At 64.5% G+C, this 18,020-nt stretch carries 19 protein-coding genes and 1 tRNA gene; 16 read left to right on the top strand and 4 right to left on the bottom strand.

Going from position 1 to position 18,020, the window contains the following annotated elements; genetic code table 11:
• The first annotated feature begins 254 nt into the window (after positions 1-254).
• On the top strand, positions 255-944 hold the full coding sequence (locus ETD85_RS05595) for a GntR family transcriptional regulator (RefSeq protein WP_170246512.1): 690 nt from the start codon (positions 255-257) through the stop codon (positions 942-944).
• Positions 944-1,852: an aminoglycoside phosphotransferase family protein gene (locus ETD85_RS05590; RefSeq protein WP_170246511.1), complete on the top strand. Its 909-nt coding sequence runs from the start codon at positions 944-946 to the stop codon at positions 1,850-1,852. Before ETD85_RS05595 ends, ETD85_RS05590 begins: the two co-directional genes overlap by 1 nt.
• On the opposite strand, the gene ETD85_RS05585 is transcribed toward ETD85_RS05590, so the two are convergent.
• Entirely contained in the window at positions 1,849-3,096 is a 1,248-nt protein-coding gene (locus tag ETD85_RS05585) for an NsdA family TPR-like regulatory protein (protein ID WP_138688521.1), read from the bottom strand. The genes ETD85_RS05590 and ETD85_RS05585 overlap by 4 nt on opposite strands.
• A 447-nt stretch (positions 3,097-3,543) precedes the next feature.
• On the opposite strand from ETD85_RS05585, the gene ETD85_RS62875 reads away from it, so the two are divergent.
• The 12 genes from ETD85_RS62875 (at position 3,544) to ETD85_RS05530 (ending at position 13,120) form a co-directional block, all read left to right on the top strand.
• Positions 3,544-3,711, top strand: a complete 168-nt coding sequence (locus ETD85_RS62875) for a hypothetical protein (protein ID WP_166427605.1) — start codon at positions 3,544-3,546, stop codon at positions 3,709-3,711.
• Between the two features lie 61 nt (positions 3,712-3,772).
• The gene (locus ETD85_RS05580; RefSeq protein ID WP_138688520.1) at positions 3,773-4,063 is read left to right on the top strand and encodes a WhiB family transcriptional regulator; all 291 of its coding nucleotides are present in this window, start codon (positions 3,773-3,775) and stop codon (positions 4,061-4,063) included.
• On the top strand, positions 4,063-4,446 hold the full coding sequence (locus ETD85_RS05575) for an RRQRL motif-containing zinc-binding protein (protein WP_132638290.1): 384 nt from the start codon (positions 4,063-4,065) through the stop codon (positions 4,444-4,446). The genes ETD85_RS05580 and ETD85_RS05575 overlap by 1 nt, the downstream gene beginning before the upstream one ends.
• Positions 4,443-5,450 carry a DUF2637 domain-containing protein gene (locus tag ETD85_RS05570; protein WP_138688519.1) on the top strand — a complete coding sequence of 336 codons (1,008 nt, stop codon included), beginning with the start codon at positions 4,443-4,445 and terminating at the stop codon, positions 5,448-5,450. Before ETD85_RS05575 ends, ETD85_RS05570 begins: the two co-directional genes overlap by 4 nt.
• Positions 5,450-5,854, top strand: a complete 405-nt coding sequence (locus ETD85_RS05565) for a hypothetical protein (RefSeq protein WP_138688518.1) — start codon at positions 5,450-5,452, stop codon at positions 5,852-5,854. The genes ETD85_RS05570 and ETD85_RS05565 overlap by 1 nt, the downstream gene beginning before the upstream one ends.
• Complete coding sequence (locus ETD85_RS05560) at positions 5,851-8,103, top strand: cell division protein FtsK (protein ID WP_138688517.1); 2,253 nt, start codon at positions 5,851-5,853, stop codon at positions 8,101-8,103. Before ETD85_RS05565 ends, ETD85_RS05560 begins: the two co-directional genes overlap by 4 nt.
• A gap of 140 nt (positions 8,104-8,243) precedes the next feature.
• Entirely contained in the window at positions 8,244-8,462 is a 219-nt protein-coding gene (locus ETD85_RS05555) for a DnaJ-like cysteine-rich domain-containing protein (RefSeq protein WP_138688516.1), read from the top strand.
• Positions 8,463-8,489: 27 nt separating this feature from the next.
• A complete protein-coding gene (locus ETD85_RS05550) occupies positions 8,490-8,936 on the top strand; it encodes a single-stranded DNA-binding protein (RefSeq protein WP_138688515.1) in 447 nt (148 codons plus the stop codon).
• A 291-nt stretch (positions 8,937-9,227) separates the two neighbouring features.
• Positions 9,228-10,154, top strand: a complete 927-nt coding sequence (locus ETD85_RS05545) for a bifunctional DNA primase/polymerase (protein ID WP_138688514.1) — start codon at positions 9,228-9,230, stop codon at positions 10,152-10,154.
• A 23-nt stretch (positions 10,155-10,177) separates the two neighbouring features.
• The gene (locus ETD85_RS05540; protein WP_138688513.1) at positions 10,178-11,356 is read left to right on the top strand and encodes a DUF3631 domain-containing protein; all 1,179 of its coding nucleotides are present in this window, start codon (positions 10,178-10,180) and stop codon (positions 11,354-11,356) included.
• A 175-nt stretch (positions 11,357-11,531) separates the two neighbouring features.
• Positions 11,532-11,726, top strand: coding sequence for a helix-turn-helix transcriptional regulator (locus ETD85_RS05535; protein ID WP_138688512.1), 195 nt, complete (start codon positions 11,532-11,534; stop codon positions 11,724-11,726).
• 11 nt (positions 11,727-11,737) lie between these two features.
• Complete coding sequence (locus tag ETD85_RS05530; protein WP_138688511.1) at positions 11,738-13,120, top strand: tyrosine-type recombinase/integrase; 1,383 nt, start codon at positions 11,738-11,740, stop codon at positions 13,118-13,120.
• Between the two features lie 161 nt (positions 13,121-13,281).
• On the opposite strand, the gene ETD85_RS05525 is transcribed toward ETD85_RS05530, so the two are convergent.
• From ETD85_RS05525 to ETD85_RS05515, 3 genes are all read right to left on the bottom strand, one after another.
• The gene (locus ETD85_RS05525; protein ID WP_138688510.1) at positions 13,282-14,313 is read right to left on the bottom strand and encodes an HNH endonuclease; all 1,032 of its coding nucleotides are present in this window, start codon (positions 14,311-14,313) and stop codon (positions 13,282-13,284) included.
• A gap of 183 nt (positions 14,314-14,496) precedes the next feature.
• Positions 14,497-16,065 (bottom strand): RNA-directed DNA polymerase, encoded by a 1,569-nt coding sequence (locus tag ETD85_RS05520; RefSeq protein WP_138688509.1) that lies wholly within the window; start codon positions 16,063-16,065, stop codon positions 14,497-14,499.
• A gap of 640 nt (positions 16,066-16,705) precedes the next feature.
• Positions 16,706-16,777, bottom strand: a tRNA-Arg gene (locus tag ETD85_RS05515).
• Between the two features lie 115 nt (positions 16,778-16,892).
• On the opposite strand from ETD85_RS05515, the gene ETD85_RS05510 reads away from it, so the two are divergent.
• Together ETD85_RS05510 and ETD85_RS05505 are read left to right on the top strand one after the other, a co-directional pair.
• A complete protein-coding gene (locus ETD85_RS05510) occupies positions 16,893-17,285 on the top strand; it encodes a response regulator transcription factor (RefSeq protein ID WP_138688508.1) in 393 nt (130 codons plus the stop codon).
• 155 nt (positions 17,286-17,440) lie between these two features.
• On the top strand, positions 17,441-18,020 hold a 580-nt coding region (locus ETD85_RS05505), incomplete at its 3' end, for an AIM24 family protein (protein ID WP_206058101.1).

Below are 18,020 nucleotides of genomic sequence, written 5' to 3'. Positions count from 1 at the left end.
GGTAAGAGTCCGCGGCTTGAGCGGTCATCGGCATCTGCCGTAAGCGCTGCGTCCAGGGATGCGTAGAGAGCCGGAGCCCTCATAATCCTCTCTCAGAGATCTCGGTAAGACTTGTTGGCTCAATCTGGCGCCGCATCGCGTCTATGAGCCCACGGAGGGAAAGACTTCGAGAGGAGACGTGGAGCCGCGTTACTCCGCAGGTCCTGCCCTGTCCGCCCTACCCTAGAGACGATGTGCCTCGGCGAGGGAGCGCGATGAGCAAGGCGAAAGATGGGCCCACCTACGTTCGGATAGCCGAGGATATCCGCCGTCGTATCCGTGATGGAGATCCCCCCGCCGGCGGCATGATGCCTTCTGAGGCAGTCCTTGCCCGCACGTATGGCGTGGCACGAGGAACCGTACGCCAAGCCGTCGCCGAGCTGGAGCGGGCGGGCCTGGTGGCCAGCGAGGCAGGCCGTGGACGTCGGGTGGTTGGAGAAGCGCCTGCAGGAGACCGCCGTGCGGCCTCGACGCAGTACGAGACGATCGCCGAGGCGATGCGCAAGCGGATCGAGAGCGGCGAACTCGCGGCCGGCCAACAGCTACCGGGCGAAGCCGCGACCGCGGTGGAGTATGGCGTCTCGAAGGGCACTGTCCGACAGGCGTTCCAGTTGCTTGCCTCTGAGCAGACGATCACCTCCATCCACGGGAGGGGGTGGTTCGTCGGCGGGCCCGCCCACGCGCATACGCGCGCTGACGACGTCGCCGCTGCCCTACGACGAGAGATAGCCAGTGGTCAGTTCGCCATAGGTGCCGTGCTCCCTGGAGAGACTGCACTGGCGCAAGAGCGAGGCGTTGGCCGTATCACTGTCAGACGGGCGTTCGCGCTGCTAGAAGCAGAGGGGATAGTCGAGAAGCGGGCCGGTAAAGGCCGCGTGGTCAAGACACAACCAAAGGGTTCATAGTGACCGTGTTCCAGTCAGCCGCCGTCCCGTTCACCTCTCAGGAAGCACAGGCGACTCTCCAGGAGGCATGCAAGGTCGCCGGCCTCGAGAGCGAGGACGCGCGGCTGATCCGCCTCGGTGAGAATGCTCTCTTCGTGCTGGCGTCCGAACACGTCGTCGTACGCATCGCGCGAAGCCTGGACGTTCTTGACGACGCCCGCAAGGAGGTGGCTGTGTCCGCCTGGCTTCATGAAGCGGGACTGCCAGCGGCGCGGACAACCCATCACCCCCAACCTCTCGTTGTCAGGGACAGGCCAGTCACGCTGTGGCGCTTCATCGACAGCGGCGGTGGTGCCGCGACCTTGACTGACCTAGCCGAGGTTCTGCAGGCTCTGCATCGGATGCCGGTTCCGGAAGACCTGGCGCTGCCACAGCTCGACATCCTTGGGCGCGTCTCGGAACGCATCTCCTCGGCCAGTGTCCTCACCGACCAGGAACGCCAGTTCCTGCTCACGAGGCACCAGCAGCTCCAGACAGCCTACGAGGCCCTGCACTTCCCCTTGGCCGCCTGTGCCGTGCACGGCGACGCGCACTCGGACAACCTCATCAAGACCACCGAAGGCGCCGTCGTGCTGATCGACTTCGAGCGTTTCGCCTTCGGCCCTCCTGAGACCGATCTCGCCGTCACAGCCATCGAACACTCAGTGGGCTGGGGTACCCGTGCCGAATATGACCAGTTCGCAGAGCACTACGGCTTCGACGTCGTGGCATGGGAGGGCTATCCCGTGCTTAGAGACATCAACGAGTTGAAGATGACGACATGGCTCATGCAGAACGTCAATGAGGATGAGGCCATCGCTCGCGAGTTTCGTAACCGCCTTTTCTGCCTGCAGAATCCGGACGCGCCTCGTCAGTGGCGGGCTTTCTAGCCACCGAGGGACGGATATTTTTCCGCGATGAGGGTGTTGAAGGCCCTGACCGAATCTTCGCAGTCGAAGCCTGCGAGGTCGGCTTTCAGATCTCGAACGTACCGGAGATAACGCGCGGACTTGAGTGGCCCGGCAAGGTTGACGGCTTCTAGCGCAACCAAGGCGGCCTTCGCGGGTTGCCCCATGTGGACGTAGCTGGCTGCCTGCACGAGGCGGTCGAAGGCGAGCGTCCGCACGTACAGCGGGTCGCAGAGATCGACGGCCTGGCCGACGAACTCCATGGCTTGGGAGGGGATTTTGAGGTCGCGGTAGCAGTGCGCGCCCTCACTCGCCAGCTCGGCGGCGTCGAAGTAGCGTGACCATGGCGGGTCATCGTCCACCTTGCGCTTGCTGAAATACGTCTCGGCCTGGAGCAAGGCGCGTGCGCACTGGTCCTGGTCGCCGTTCCCTGCGTGGGCCCGCGCTTCCATGGCGTGGAACAAAGCCATGGGCGTGGCGGTGGAGACGTCCTTGCATCCTTCCTGTGCTGCCCGCGCAAGCTGTATCGCCTGGTTGTACCGGCCAAGGTAGTTGGCCTGGTGGCTCATATCGGCGAGCAGCAGACCGCCCATCATGCGGTCACCCGATGCCTGCGCGAGGCGTAGCCCTTGCAGGAAATACCGCTGAGCGAGCCCATGCCTGCCCAGGTCGTAAGCCGTCCAGGCAACCAGCTCCGTGATTTCCGCAGCCGCCGCATACAACGATCGTCCGACCGACTCGGTGTATTTGCCGTTCAGCATCGGGACGACTTCGCGGTTGTAATACTGGATGAGCGCAGAACGCGCGTGACCGCCGCCGAACTGGAATCCCATGTTGGCGAAGATCTCGGTTGTCACCCGGATCGCGTGGACGTCCCACACACCCACAGATGGCCGGGCGTTCTGCCTGGTTTGATGCGGCTCAGGGCGGGACAGCAGCCATGCGATCAGAGCCTCGCTCCAGGCGTCCGGCACGATCACGGACTCCAGAGCTACGGGATCATCGGCGAGGTCGCGCCGGGTAAGACCCAGCAGCAGGCTCCCGACATCGGATATCCCGCCGCCGTGGGCAAGGGTGGCTTCAAGCGTCTCGGGAGTGACGACGCTGCCCAAGCCGACGTCGTCCAACGAGAACGTCACGCCGGCCTTCTGCGAGAGGGCCTCGGTGATGAACCTTGCCGTTGTCGGCCGAGGCTTCACGCCATCAAGCCAGCGCTTGACGTCCACATGGGTGCAGCTAAGCCTTATGCCCTCTTTCTGGGCAATTTGCCGTACTCGTGAAGCAAGTCCCGAATTTGAGCAATCCGCACGTCGCATAGCCTGCGCGAGCGCAACATTGGGCATTCGAGACACGTTCACCTCCATATATCCGCGCCTTCGCATCATGGCGCGGACAAGGCATCCGCGGCTCGAACTCCACAAATTTGGTCTGGATGTTTTCGCTGGTCGAGGGCCAGATCACCCCTAAAAAGCACCCCCTGTGCATTCAGTCCCGGGGGTGATCACAGTGTTGCCGCAGCGTGCGGCGAGGAATCCTTGAGTCAGCAGGAACGAGCGAGGCGAGACCCGCAGCAACCCAACGCGACCGGTGCTGTGGACTTGACTCTCAGTGACTGTACATGTTCTATGTCTCTTAGAACCTGCTCGCAGGTTCTCGAACCGAGAGGGCTCACCATGCTTGTCCGTCCGCGAAAGGTGCTCCCGACCGTCCTCATGATCTGCGCCGTCCTCTACGCCCTGAAGGACCCGGAGGGCGCGGCGACCATCGTCAAGGCGGCGGCGCACCTGGTCATGAGCGCGTCCGAGTCGTTCGCGCGGTTCGTCCAGACCGTCAGCAGCTAACCGCAGGAAGAGAGACCCACCAGTGGGACACAACATCAACCGTCCGATCCATCCGGCGCGCATGTCTCTCGCCGAAGTCGAAGCGACCTGGCGCGTGGACGGTGAAACGCCGCTCCCCGAATGCACCTACGACCCCGAGCTGCACACCGGCCCTCGGCTCACGATCGAGACCACCGAGGAACGCGCCGCCCGCGAGGCCGTCGCCCGCGAGATCTGCGCAACCTGCCCGGCGCGCCTGTTCTGCGACGTCTACGCGCTGGAGACGCGCCCGACCTCGGGCATCTGGGCGGGCCGGACGCCCGCCGAGGTGGCCGAGCACGCCGCCGAGCTGGAAGACCTGGAGGTGGCCTGATGGCAAGCCGCGTCCGCGCCCGCTTCTGGGACCCGACCGGCGACCGGTACGGCATCCCCACCTACCCGTGGAAGATGGCCCCGTCGCACCTGCGCACCCTTCGCCAGCTCACCGCCGAAGGGCTGCGGCCTGGCGGCCAGGGCGTACAGGCTCAAGTGCTGTGGTGCTCCCGCCGCTACGGCGCGCCCGGCGTCCGCACCGCCTACCTGTACGACGTCCGGTTCGCTCTGCCCAAGCGCACCGCGACCCTTCGCCAGCGCGCCGCCTTGTCGAAGGCGAACGCGGCTCGGCGTACCTGCCCGGAGTGCCTGACGGATGTCGGCTACGTGCTGCCGCGCCACCTCGGCACCTGTCTCGACTGTGCGGAGGAGATCGCCGCATGAACGTATGCCACACCGCACCCCGCCCCCTCACCGAGGGCGAGCGGACAGCCGTAGCCGTCACGGCCGCCGTAACCGGCGCGCTCGGACTGATCGGGTTCATCAACAGCTTCGAGCGCGTCGCACACGCCGCCGGCCCGTCGTTCGGCTGGTTCGCGTGGACGGTCCCGCTCGGCATTGACCTGGGCATCGCCGTGTTCTCAGCGCTCGACATCGTGCTGGCCCGCCTCGGCATGCGGGTGAGCTGGCTCCGGTTCATCCCGTGGGCGCTGACCGGCGCGACGGTCTACCTCAACGTGGCCGCCTACCTCAGCGCACCGGGTGCCACCGACTGGTTCGCGGTCGTCGCCCACGCCCTGGTCCCGCTGCTGTGGGTCATCGCCATCGAGGTCGGTGCCCACGTCATCCGCAAGCGTGCCGACCTGGCCAAGCCCGACCACATGGACGGGATCCGCCGCTCTCGCTGGCTGCTCGCCCCGATGGCGACCGTCGCGCTCTGGCGCCGCATGGTGCTCTGGGAGATCTGCAGCTACCCCGAGGCCCTCGGCCGCGAGCGCGAACGCATCCTGGCCAAGACAGAGCTGCAGGACCGGTACGGCCTGCTCTGGCGCTGGAAGGCCACCCGTCGAGAGCGAGCCCTGTACTACCTCGGCGAACTCACACCGAAGAACATCCCAGTGCAGGTGGAAGCCGTACGTGTCGATCAGGAGAACGTCTCCCCAGCCCTGCCACCCGCGCCGCGCAAGCGCCCAGCCCCGAAGAGCACCCGTGCCAAGAAGTCCCCGTCGCGAACGCCGAACGTGGGTGACCTCGTCCCCCTCGGACGACGCGTCGCCGCTGACCTCAAGGCACAAGGCGAGCCTCTGACCCGTGACCGCCTTCGAGACGCCTTCCGCCGCCAAGGACAGAGCATTTCAACCGATCGGGCCGGAGCGCTCCTGTCTCGGCTGAAGAGCGAGGGCTCCGCGAAACAGGCGACGCCCGTACGCGAGAACGAGGCCGCCTGATGACCCTGACCATCACCGACACGCACATGACCTCGGACGACTGCCCGAACATGGCCGAACTTCGAGACCGCCTCTGGAGCGTCACCGGCTACCCCGGACGCACCTTCGACCGCAACCAAGCCATCACCGCCATGCTGCTGGCCGAACTACTGGCTACGCGCCAGTTCCCGGAGGACCGTACCGAGCTGCTCGCCGCCACCTGGCGCGCCGAACTCGGCCTCACCGAAGCGGACGGGCCGCACACTCCGACCGCTGCCGAAACGCCCGCAGACCGACCGGACGAGAAGCGGTCCGACCGCCTATCGTCCCTGACCGCCACATGGGGCGCGGCCTCATCCGCCAAGACAACGACCGCGCCCCAGGACCCCGCGACCAGCAAGTCAAACGAGGTGCACACATCATGACCCACCAGCAGGACAATCCCAACCACGAGGACGATAAGGACCCGGACCGGTCCGCCGCTCCGAACCAGGAGAACGGCAAGGACGCGGACATCGTCCATTTGGATGTCGCCCGCGCTGGACGTCAGCCACAGAATCCCGCCGACCGGTCCGAGCAGGACAACGAGGACAGCCCCGCGAGCGCGGACGGACCGGTCCTCGAAGGCGCGGTCGTCCGCGTCGACCAACCCGGTCCGACCGCCGCCGACTGGCGGACCGCGCTGGAGGCGAAGGCTCGCAGCCGACAGCCGATCGTCCCGCTGTGGCTGCGCTCCCGGAGTGAGGCGGTCGAGACCGTCAAGTGGGTCGGTCTCCACTACCTGCACGTGGCCGGATACCAGGTCTGCCGCGTGCCGCTGTACGGCGGACGGCTGACCGCCCGCGCTCCCCGCGGTTTGCTTCGGCTGATCGGTGGAAGCCTCAAGTGGACGTTCGATCTGGAGGGTGAGCCGGTACGACTTGCCGCCGTCCAGAAGGCCGACCCGGAGGCGTACCTCAAGCTCAGCAGACAACGTGATCGGCGCGTGCGGCTGCGAGCTCTGGTCTCCGCCGCTGCGCTGGTGACGCTGCTGATCGTGGCCATCATGGTGGCCAAGCAGCCGACCGCCATGCAATGGATGGCGCTCGCGGTCGCCATCGTCACGCTTGGCATCCTTGGCAAGCCCGCCGACCGCCCGCTGATCAACCGCGCGGTCGTGCCGTCCACGGTGGAGAAGCTCACCAGCGACATCGTCGTCCGGTCCCTGACCGTGCTCGGCATCGCCGGCATCAACCAGGCCATCGCCAAGAACCCGAAGGACGCCATCCGGTTCGTCGCCCCGATCACCCGCGACGGTCCCGGCTGGCGGGCGGACATCGACCTGCCTTACGGCGTGACCGTGGCCGACGTGATGGACAAGCGTGACCGCATGGCCTCGGCCCTACGCCGCCCGCTGGGCTGCATCTGGCCCGAGGGCGACTCGACCATCCACGAGGGACGGCTAATTCTGTGGGTGGGGGACAAGGACCTGTCCAAGACCGTCATCAAGTCCCCGCTGCTCAAGGCGAGCTCGCACGATGTCTTCAAGGGCATCCCGTTCGGCTGCGATCCGCGAGGCCGCGCCATCGTCGTACCGCTCATTGAGCAGAACATCCTGATCGGCTCGCAGCCCGGCCAGGGCAAGACCGCCTCCGTGCGGGTTCTCGCCTCCGGCGCGGCCCTCGACCCGAGCGCCGAACTGTGGATCCACGAACTCAAAGGCACCGGCGACCTCGACCCGCACGAACAGAACTGCCACCGCTACGTCTCCGGCATCGAGGACGAGGCCATCGGCTACGCCGCCGACTCACTGGCGCTGCTCCGCAAGGAGGTGATGCGCCGCGCCGCCGCCCTCAAAGCTCTGCCGCCGGACCTGTGCCCGGACAAGAAGGTCACCCGGCAGATCGCCGACAAACGCTCACTGGGCCTGCATCCGCTGGTCGCCATCTTCGACGAGTGCCAGAACCTGTTCGCCCACGCCGAGTACGGCGACAAGGCAGGCGACGACGCCGAGTTCATCATCAAGCTCGGCCGCGCCCTCGGCGTGATCCTCGTGCTGGCCACTCAGCGCCCGGACAAGGACAGCCTGCCCACCGGCATCAGCGCGAACGTCACCATCCGGTTCTGCCTGCGCGTGGCCGGCCAGCTCGAAAACGACATGATCCTCGGCACGTCCGCCTACAAGAACGGCATCCGCGCCACCGTCTTCCAACCCAAGATGGACGCCGGTACCGGTTACCTGCTCGGTGCGACCCCGATGCCCAAGGTCGTACGCACGGCCTATCTGGACACGCCCGCCACCCAACGCATCGCCGACCGTGCTCACGCGCTGCGGGCGAGCACGGGAGCACTGAGCGGGCACGCCCTCGGCGAGACGCCCGAGCAGAACGCGCCCACGTTCGATCTGCTCGCTGACGTCCTGGCCGTGGTCCCGCCGTCCGAGGCCAAGGTGTGGAACGAGGCGATCGTGGATCGTCTCGCCGAGCTGCGGCCGGACGTCTACGGCGCGTGGGCGCGTCTGGAGGGCGGCGCGAAGACGGCCCAGCTCACTACCGCGCTCAAGCCGTACGGCATCAAGACCATGCAGGTGTGGGGCACGCCCGAGGGCGGCGGCAAGGGCGCGAACCGCATCGGCATCACCCGTGACGACATCGTCACCGCCGTCACCCAGCGTGACAGAGGCAGGGCCTCGTAGCTCAGCCGATCGCCTCTAGACCTAGAGGCAGACCCCTCTAGGTCTAGAGGCCCGCCTAGAGCCCAAAACCGCACTCGACCTGCGATCTAGCACCTAGACCCTGACCTGCGGAAACCCTGGAAATCGGCCTGGAGGCCCACATGGCCACTGCCCTCACCCTGCTAGCAGTCTGCCTACCGTCAATCACTCTCAGTTACATCATCGTCTGCCTGACGTGGCCCTGGCGCCGCTGCATCCGCTGCCGCCCGGGCGGCAAGAACCGCACCTGCCGCGCCTGCGACGGCACCGGCATGCGGCCCCGCCTCGGCTGGCAGCTCTACGTCTACCTCCGCCGCCTGTACCGCGACGGCACCCACTAACTCCGGCCTCAAGGAAGGAAGCCCGCCATGTCCGGCGAGACCACCATCACGATCATCGGCAACCTGACCAACGACCCCGAGCTGCGCTTCACCCAGACCGGAACGGCCGTCGCCACCTTCACGATCGCCTCAAGCCCGCGCGTCTACAACAAGCAGCTTGAGCAGTGGGAGGACGGCGAGGCCCTGTTCATGCGCTGCTCGGCCTGGCGTGACCTCGGCGAGCACATCTGCGAGTCCCTCACCCGAGGCACCCGCGTCATCGCCTCCGGACAGCTTCGAATGCGTACCTACGAGACCGACGAGGGCGAACACCGCACCGTCTTCGAGATGACCGTGGACGAGATCGGCCCGTCCCTGCGCTTCGCCACCGCCAAGCCCGCCAGAGCGACCCGCAAGGCCACTACCAGCCACAACAGCGGCGCACCCGACGCATGGGCCACCACCGCCGCAACGGGCGACAAACCGCCGTTCTAGCCACGCTCACGCACCACCGGGATACGGCCTCGGCGACCAGCCGCCAAGCACAACCGCCGAGGCCACCCACCCCGATCACGAGGAAAGGCACTGCCAGCATGACACCGACCAGCACCCATTCCCACCGCCACACCCAAACGACCACACCGCGCCCACACCTGCACGACCTCAGCCACCTCGGCCGGGATCGGCTCACGCTCGACGCGCATGCCGCCACCCCATTGGACGCACTCATGTACGTCCCTGCCGAGGGCTACCGCCTGCGGTTCCTTGCGGCCAAGGAGGCGTCCAATGGGGTGGCCTGACCTGACCCGCGCCGCCCTTCAGGCCGCCGCTCGTGGCTGGTACGTCTTCCCGCTCACCCCACGCGGCAAGAAGCCGTTGCGCGGCTTCACCGACTGGGAGCGGCACGCCACCACCGACACCGACCGCATCGCCGCCTTCTGGCCGCGCCAGCCGTACAACATCGGCATCGCCTGCGGCCCGTCCCGCCTGGTCGTGATCGACCTCGACCAGCCCAAGCCCGGCGAGTACCCGCCCGCCGGCCTCGCCCAGCACCACCCGCAGAACGGAGAACACGTCTTCCGCCTGCTGTACGCCGAGCACGCCCAGCCCTACCCCGACGACACCTTCACCGTCCGCACCCGGCGCGGCGGCACACACCTCTACTTCACCCCGCCCGAGGGTCTGCGGTTGCGCAACAGCGCAGGCCACAAGGGCGGGCTCGGCTGGCTGATCGACACCCGCGCCTGCGGCGGCTACGTCGTCGGTCCCGGCAGCCACGTCACCCAACCGGACGGCACCGGCCCGTACGAGATCCTCCGCGACCTACCACCCACGCCGCTCCCGGCCTGGCTCGCCGAGGCACTCGCACCGACCGCACCGCCCTCGATGAGCGCCGCCGATCTCCTGGCCAGCCTGCCCGATCACCGGCTGACCAAGTACGGCCAGGCCGCGCTACGCGGCGAGGTCGACCGCGTGGCCACCGCCCAACGCGGCGAGCGCAACCGCGCGCTCAACACCGCCGCCTTCAACCTCGGTCAGCTCGTCACACGCCGCGTACTGCCCGCCGAGGTCGTCATCACCGCCCTCCAGTCCGCCGCCGAGACCGCCAACGCCGAAGGCGACCCGAACCCGCCACGCGAGATCGCCGCCGTCATCGCCTCGGGCCTGTCCGCAGGCATGAAAGCCCAGCCACGCCGTAGCAGGGCCGCATGAACACCAGCCAAGGAGCACCAGCCATGAACAACCGCACACCCACCGGCGCCGCCCTACTCGACCGACTACGCGCCGCGCTCACCCGCTACGTGATCCTGCCGAGTTCCGAGGCGGCCGACGCCGTCACGCTGTGGATCGCCGCCACCCACGCGCAACCGGCTTGGGCCCACGCGCCCCGGCTGGTCATCCGCGGACCGGAGAAGCGCTGCGGCAAGTCCCGGCTCCTGGACGTGGTCGAGGCCACCTGCCACGAACCGTTCATCACCGTCAACAGCTCCAGCGCCGCCGTCTACCGCTCCATCACCGAAGACCCACCGACCATGCTCGTGGACGAGGCCGACACCATCTTCGGCCCCAAAGCCGACGGCAACGAAGACCTCCGCGGCCTGCTGAATGCCGGACACCAGCGCAACCGCCCGGCCAAGCGCTACGACGCCGCCACCAACCGCGTCGAAAGCATCCCGACCTTCGCCATGGCCGCACTCGCCGGCATCGGCGCCATGCCCGACACCATCGAAGACCGCGCCGTCGTCATCCGCATGCGCCGCCGCGCTCCCGGCGAGAACGCCGCTCCCTACCGGCACCGCCGCGACCGGCCCGCTCTCCGCGACCTGGCCACCGACTTGAATCTATGGCTCCGCGCTGACCTGTCCGTCTTGGAAGCGGCAGAACCCAGCATGCCGGTAGAAGACCGCGCTGCCGACACCTGGGAACCCCTCGTCATCGTCGCCGACCACGCGGGGGAGACCTGGCCGGATCGCGCCCGCGCCGCCACCTTGACGCTCACTACCGAGGCCGACGACAACGGGCAGACCTCGGCTCGGGTGCGACTACTGGCCGCCTGCCGTACTGCATTCGGCCCCGACACCGCTCTGCCTACTGCCCTCTTGCTGGAGCGTCTCAAGAGCGACCCAGAAAGCGAATGGGCTGATCACGGCCCTGCCGGACTGACCGCGATGAAGCTCGGCACGATGCTGCGCGAATACGACATCCGCTCGGCCAACATCCGCTTCCCCAACGGCCAGCAGGCCAAGGGCTACCAGCGGGCCGACTTCGCCGACTCATGGGCCCGCTACTGCCCGGCCCTCGGACCCATTCCAGAGGCCGACGTCGTTCCGATCGAGAGGGAGGCCCGTCCCAGCCGTCCCAGCCTCGTCACCGCAGGTCAGAGCGGGACGGCTCCCATCGCTGGGACGGCATAACCCGTCCCAGCACAACAAGCCGTCCCAGGCTTGACCTGCGGAAATGACCCTGGGACGGCTGGGACGGCTCACCCCTCCGGAACCGCCCCCGAGCACCCTCGGCGACCAGCCGCCAAGCACAACCGCCGAGGCATCACCCAGCACCGATCACGATGCCCGAAAGGCAGTCACCACCATGACAACGCGTCCTAAGACACTGCTCACCATCGCCGAGGTCCTCGACGAGATCGACGTCCCGAAGTCCACCTTCTACCGCTGGCTCAACACCGGCCGAGGACCGAGGTCCCTGAAACTCCCCAACGGCAAGCGCAAGGTCCGCCGCTGCGACCTGGATGCCTGGCTCACCACCTTCGAGCAGACCGCAGCCTAGGAGGACAGCACATGGAAACCCTCGACGTCGTCATCTGGACCATCCGCCAACGCAAGGGCCGCGCCAAGCCCTACGAACTCCGTTGGAAGGTCGGCATCGAACCCAAGTCCAAGTCCTTCCTCACCCGCGCCCTCGCCGACCACTTCCGTGCCGACCTGCTCAAGGCCGCCAAGAAGGGCGAACCCTTCGACACACTCACCGGCCTTCCCACCTCCATGACCAAGACCGAAAAGGTCACCCTGAGCTGGTACGACTTCTGCCGCAAGTACGTGCACATGCGCTGGCAGGGTGCCGCCGCCAAAACCCGCGAGAGCATCGTGGACAGCCTCACGGTGGCCACCTTCGCCCTCCTGGCCGACGAGGCTTCCGGCCTTCCCAAGAAAGAGATCAGAGCTGCGATGCAGTGGGCTCTCATACCTCGCCAGGAGGGTGGGCCTCCCCCGCTCCACCTTGAAGACGCTGTTCGCCTGCTCAGCAAGGGCACGCTAGATGTAAGCGACCTTGCAGATCCCATCGTGGCCCGCAACGTCTGCGAGGAGCTCACCCTCACGCGTGACGGCAAGCGGGCAGCGGCCGACACGACGGCCCGCCGACGCCGCGGTCTCAACACTGCTCTTGAATACGCGATCGACCTCGGCGAACTGACCGAGAACCCGCTAAAGCGCGTCAAGCAGAAGAAGGTCGCCAGAGACAACACCGTTGACCGGCGATGTGTAGTGAACCCCATCCAGGCCCGGGAACTTCTCGTAAGCCTCTCCTACGTCGGCAGCTGGCACCGTGGGAGAGGCCGCCGCTTGGTGGCGTTCTTCGCCACGCTGTACTTCGCCGGCCTCCGTCCCGCCGAAGCGATCGGGCTTCGTAAGACCGACTGTCACCTGCCTCAGGAGGGTTGGGGACTGCTCACCCTTGAAGTTACCCGCCCGAGCAGCGGCAAGCAGTGGACCGACAACGGAACCGTGCATGATCAGCGCGGACTCAAGCAGAGAGAGGAACACGAGGCCCGCCCCGTGCCGATCCCGCCGGGACTGGTTCGCGTTCTGCGGGCACACCTTGACGAATTCGGGACGGCCGCGGACGGACGCCTATTCCGCAATGAGCGCGGCGGCATCCTCGGCGCATCCACCTACTCGCGGGCCTGGGAGGAGGCCCGTCGCTTCGCCTTGACTCCTCAGCAGGTTGTCTCGTCTCTTGCTGGAAGGCCCTACGACCTGCGCCACGCCGCGCTCTCCACGTGGCTCAACGCAGGTGTCGACGTGGCAGTGGTTGCGGAGCGCGCAGGCAACAGTGTGGAGGTCCTCCTAAAGCGGTACGCCAAGTGCCTCGATGGACGTGACAGCCAGATCAATCGTCGGATCGAGGCCGCACTTGAAAACCAAATCCAGATTGATAGATAGCAGGCTGATTACGCCTCCAGCAGTCGGGCAGCGGAACGCCGGCGTACCCCCACGCCCTGCTTGGAGGGCCGATGGCGCAAGAGACACTTGTGCGGTGTGCGGCACCCGCTGAATGATCTACTCACCAGCCGAGCTACAGTCTGACCCAGGGCTGTGACAGCTCATAGCTTCGCCGTTGACACATAGTTTGATATCCATGAGTCGATCAGACATTCGCCGGTATCCACGTCCCCGGGCGCTCTCCAGAAATCCCAAATGACGTCGAACGAGAATCTTCCCGAAGCTTGAATATCCCCCTGAAGATCGACTAACCCGTGCCCTTCGAGAGGGTTCTGTTGCACCAGGCTAGCCGATGCTTCGTTCTCAAACTTGCCGCCGAAAGAGAACACAAGGGATTGCGCACGGCGCTCGTAGCTGATTGAGTCGACGACGACCTCCAGATATAGAGTTATTGGTGGACCTGAGGTGGTTGGCCCGACGGGCCCCTCGATGTACTCGAACTCGGCTCGGGCGCTCTGGCGAGTTTTGTCAACCAGCTCGCCGATGGGGCTTTTTAGCGCGTCTTTGATCGTGCACCCACACACCCCCTCTAAAATCGCCAGTGCGGTCCGGCTCGGGCCGCTGAGGGATACACCAATCCCAAAAGGATGCTCTTCGCCGAACTCGAGGCTTACGGTCTTAAAGGATATGAAATCGGCTTTCGTCTCATCTAGGAGCGCCAGCTTCTGGACGATCACAGGGGCATGCTCTTCGAACGCTTGCCTGGCATTCGGGTCCTTGAGATCAGTTTGGCTGGCCTTGAGTAAATATTCTGCGACCTTGTTTGAGTTGCCGAAGTTTAACACTCGCTCTATGACCTTCGGCCTGAGTTTTCTAGCCTGCTCCAGTTGAGACAACATGACAGGCCTAGGCCCGTAGTTCATTTTCCCCTTTCCCCGGGTTCCGTTGCACACATTGCAGATCGGAGCAAGGTTCTCTGGACCGTCGATGTCGAAGTTATGGGGCAGCTCGTACCTAGTCTTGAGTTCCTCATAATCCTTAGCCCCAGTATCCTGTGAAAGAATGTGGTCGATCTGGATATCGTTGAATTCTTTCGGCTTATGGCACCAGTAGCACCGCGGGCCCCACGTTTCGTACAAGATGAATCTGAGGATGGAGTTATCCCCACCGCTGTACCTGACGCTGCCGGTCATTATTGCCCCTTCCTAAGCAAGCTTGTAGCTTTATTACGTCTGAGAGATCCACGCCGCCGCGATTCAATTTGGTACAGGACACAGGCCCACGGGTAACCCATCAACTGCGAAACGATGCTCCATCGAGCTGGAGGCCTCAGGAATTCAGTCGGTCGTTTTATGGCAATCGTTCGAAGTCGAGCCCTACTGATCGCTTCTTGTCTGATCGAAATCGTTGGCCACTTTCAGGGCACGATAACCTCGACTATCTATCATTTTGAGAAGCAAGAGATTTCTTGGGTCGCGCTGAAGTATGGACATCACGAAACGACTTTCTTCATTTGCCGCCATTAGTCCTAGCGCGAAGTTGCGCAACATCAGTGGGCTGGTTACCGCATCCACCCTTGCTCTAGTAATGTCCCGGACGAGGCTCGGCTCCATGGAGCCGAGTCGCTGAATTGCTATCGCCACAAGCTGCAAGTCGCTGCTGTGCTCCAGCCATTCGATCAGACGACCCTTAATGGAAGATGAAGAATCTCCGCTAGAGTCGAAAGTTAGTGCAGCCTGAGCCTTTACCCATGAAAGGGTAGACCAAGGGCCGGAGAGATATTCGTTGAGCCACTCTCCAACAAGTCCGCTGCTGAGGTCGCCGAACGGGAAGTGAACAGCATCCCGTAGGTAGCGCCCGATGAGATCTGCATGATGCGGTAGTTTGGGGGCTATCTCCAACCACTGTTGTACGCTATCGAATTCGTAGTTCTCCCTCAGACCTCGGAGAACAAGGCGGACGACATGCCGGCTCCAAGATTGTGGATCTGCAAGTATGCGTTCTTCTAGTCCCAGAATCTGGCTTGTATCGTATGATACATAACCCAATCCGGAGACGTCAGCGATTAGCTGTTGAGGAGTTTCGATCTCCTCAACTTTTTCTAGCTCGAATTCGTCGGCGAGCTCTGCGGCCGGAAGGAGGCCGCTCTTGCTAGCATTTAGCTCCAATCCTAGCTGTCGCATCCGCTGATGCAGTTCTACATTTAGTGCAAACAACTCTCCTTCGGCGCCATGGATATGGATGTCATCCATCCAGCGCACCGCTCGAGGTATCCGGCCGCTTGCGATACTGTGGGCGATGAGGTCATCTACGGGTTGCAGTAGAGAATTCGCTATAATCGCGGATCCATAGCTGCGCTGTGGCAAGCCTGAAAACGAGGAGAGCGCGTCATGCGCGCGCAAGATAGAGACAGCAATAGTTGCGGGGGCGCTCTTGCCTAGCTTGTCCAGTAGATGCGTTTCCGCTCGATCTGCATCTATGGAGGCAAAGAAGGAGGTTATATCTGTTTTGAGCGCCCATTCGCCTTGTTGATGTTGTTCGAGTACGCTAAGGTAGCTGCGCCACTCATCCGCATTTCGCGTAATAAATTGCGTGTCTCTTATTCGCCACCCGAATACCCATTCCGGCAGATTTGCGTGGAGCTTTGGCGCTACTGCAGCTATTGAGGCTAGATACAGTAGATGAGCGTCTGGCGTCATCACGACAGCCGGACGTATACCTAGGAGGCTCTTGGGCACGTGGAGCGGGCTAAACTCCGGAGTGAATCGTGCAACAATGCCCTCACCCGTCTTGGACACCAAATCCGTTATGGGGATTTTTGACGGTTCCTCTTTGGCCCATGTGATCTCTGCCCATTCCCAAGGATCCCGATACCAGTCGCCATACATCTCCGTCCGGCAAAGCTGGGCGCCTTTCTGGAGATCAAGGCCAAAAGTCTCGCTCACGGTAACCGCCAGCTCTGGAACGTAAGTTAGGGGCGCGGAACATGCATAGCTCAGACGTTCCGCATAGCTTAAGGGTACTCGTAAAGCGCAGCGACTGCATCGGTTCGTCCCAGATGTAGTTGTCTGTAACAGGCTGGTGTATATAGTCCTAATTCTTGCGTCGGGGAACGTGGAGAGGCTGCAAGGGCGGACTCCCGATAGCGATACGCGTGTGTCTGGGCGCGACAGGCTGCATGCGCAGGGCGTCCGCCGCGCACAGCAGGCAGCAGTGTGGCCGAGGCCTTGATGTGCCGCTGAGAGTCAGCAGGCCGACTCACCGTGCGGTTGGTTTGCCCCTGCACGACTCGACGGATCTGTGCTGTTGTCACACAAGGCGCGCCAGCGGTCTCGCGCTGCTCGTTGCTACAGGATTGAGCGGCGCCCTATTGGCCCTCGGGAAGATCGCAGAGCTCTGACCGCATCTCAGGAACGCCAGGCGATGGCCCTAGTGGAGCGTGCAGGCAGCGCCAATAGTGGCCCACAACTGGCCCACAGCCAGTGAGCGTCAACGAGAACGGGCGGGACTCTGTGAGACTAGAGGCCCGCCCGTCCGTACGATGTTTGCCCTGGTCAGCGGCCGGAACCGCTGATCAAGATCGAGTGCCCCCTGTAGGATTCGAACCTACGCACCCGGCTCCGGAGGCCGGTGCTCTATCCCCTGAGCTAAGGGGGCTCGACACGTCACAAGGCTATCAGCAACCCAGCACCACTCGGCACAGGATAAAGGTCTTCGAACACTTCCCGGGAAACCGCCCGTGACGGCCCCGCTACAGGTTAGCTTTGCGCCCGTGGGTGAGGTTCTTGGCAAAGTACTGGTTGTGGACGATGACGAGGTCATCCGGCAGCTCATCGCGGTCAACCTGAACCTTGAGGGGTTCGAGGTCGCGACCGCCACCGACGGGCAGGACTGCATCGATCGGGTCCTCGACGTCATGCCGGATGTCATCACGCTCGACGTGATGATGCCGCACCTGGATGGGTGGGCGACGGCGCAGAAGTTGCGGACGGAGGAGGCGACGAGCCATATCAAGGTGGTGCTGATCACGGCCCGGGCGCAGGATGATGACAGGCGCCGAGGGCTGGGGATCGGGGTCGATGCCTATCTGACGAAGCCGTTCGATCCTGCTGAGTTGATCCAGGTTGTGCGGGATCTGGCGGCCGGGGTGGAGATACAGAGTTGAGAGCCAGATAGGTCCTGCGCTGGTGCCGTAGAAAGAGGGTCGGGCGCCGGCGTGGCGGTTGAGGCTGTGCGGGGTGGAGGTCGGAGGCGAAGGGGTGCGTGCGCGGGCGTGGTTCTCCGTACGCTGGCGGCATCACCTCTTCGAAAGGTCAAACGGTGCGCAGCTCGATTTTTGGAAACCTCGACTCCTCCCAGCCGCAGCCAGGCGGGTTCGTGCTGGAGAACCACAAGATGCTCCGGGTGCAGTTGCCTCCTGGTGAGGTGCTGGCCAAGCAGGGCTCCATGGTCGCCTTCCAGGGGCAGATGGACTTCGACTACGAAGGCTCCGGGGGCATCGGGAAGCTGTTCAAGAAGGCCATGACGGGGGAGGGCGCCTCGCTCATGCGCGTACGTGGCCAGGGGTTGCTCTACCTGGCCGACAACGCCGATGACATCCACCTGTTCTACCTCGAGAACGAGGGGCTCACGGTCAACGGGCGTAACCTGCTGGCGTTCCAGCCGCAGCTCACGTGGGACATCCAGCGGGTGCAGGGGGCGGGGATCGCGGCCGGTGGGCTGTTCAACACGACGGTGGTCGGCACCGGGTGGGTGGCGGTGACCACGCATGGCACGCCGGTGTTGCTCGATGTCGCACGGATGCCTACCTTCGCCGATGGGCAGTCGGCGGTGTGCTGGAGCACTGGGCTGCAGGTCGGGGTCAACCGGACGATGAAGGCCGGGGCGCTGATCGGGCGGG

It is taken from the genome of Nonomuraea zeae (assembly GCF_005889725.1).
GTDB lineage: Bacteria > Actinomycetota > Actinomycetes > Streptosporangiales > Streptosporangiaceae > Nonomuraea > Nonomuraea zeae.
The sequence above is the reverse complement of the archived record's forward strand: the minus strand, read 5'-3'. Positions and strand labels throughout refer to the sequence as shown.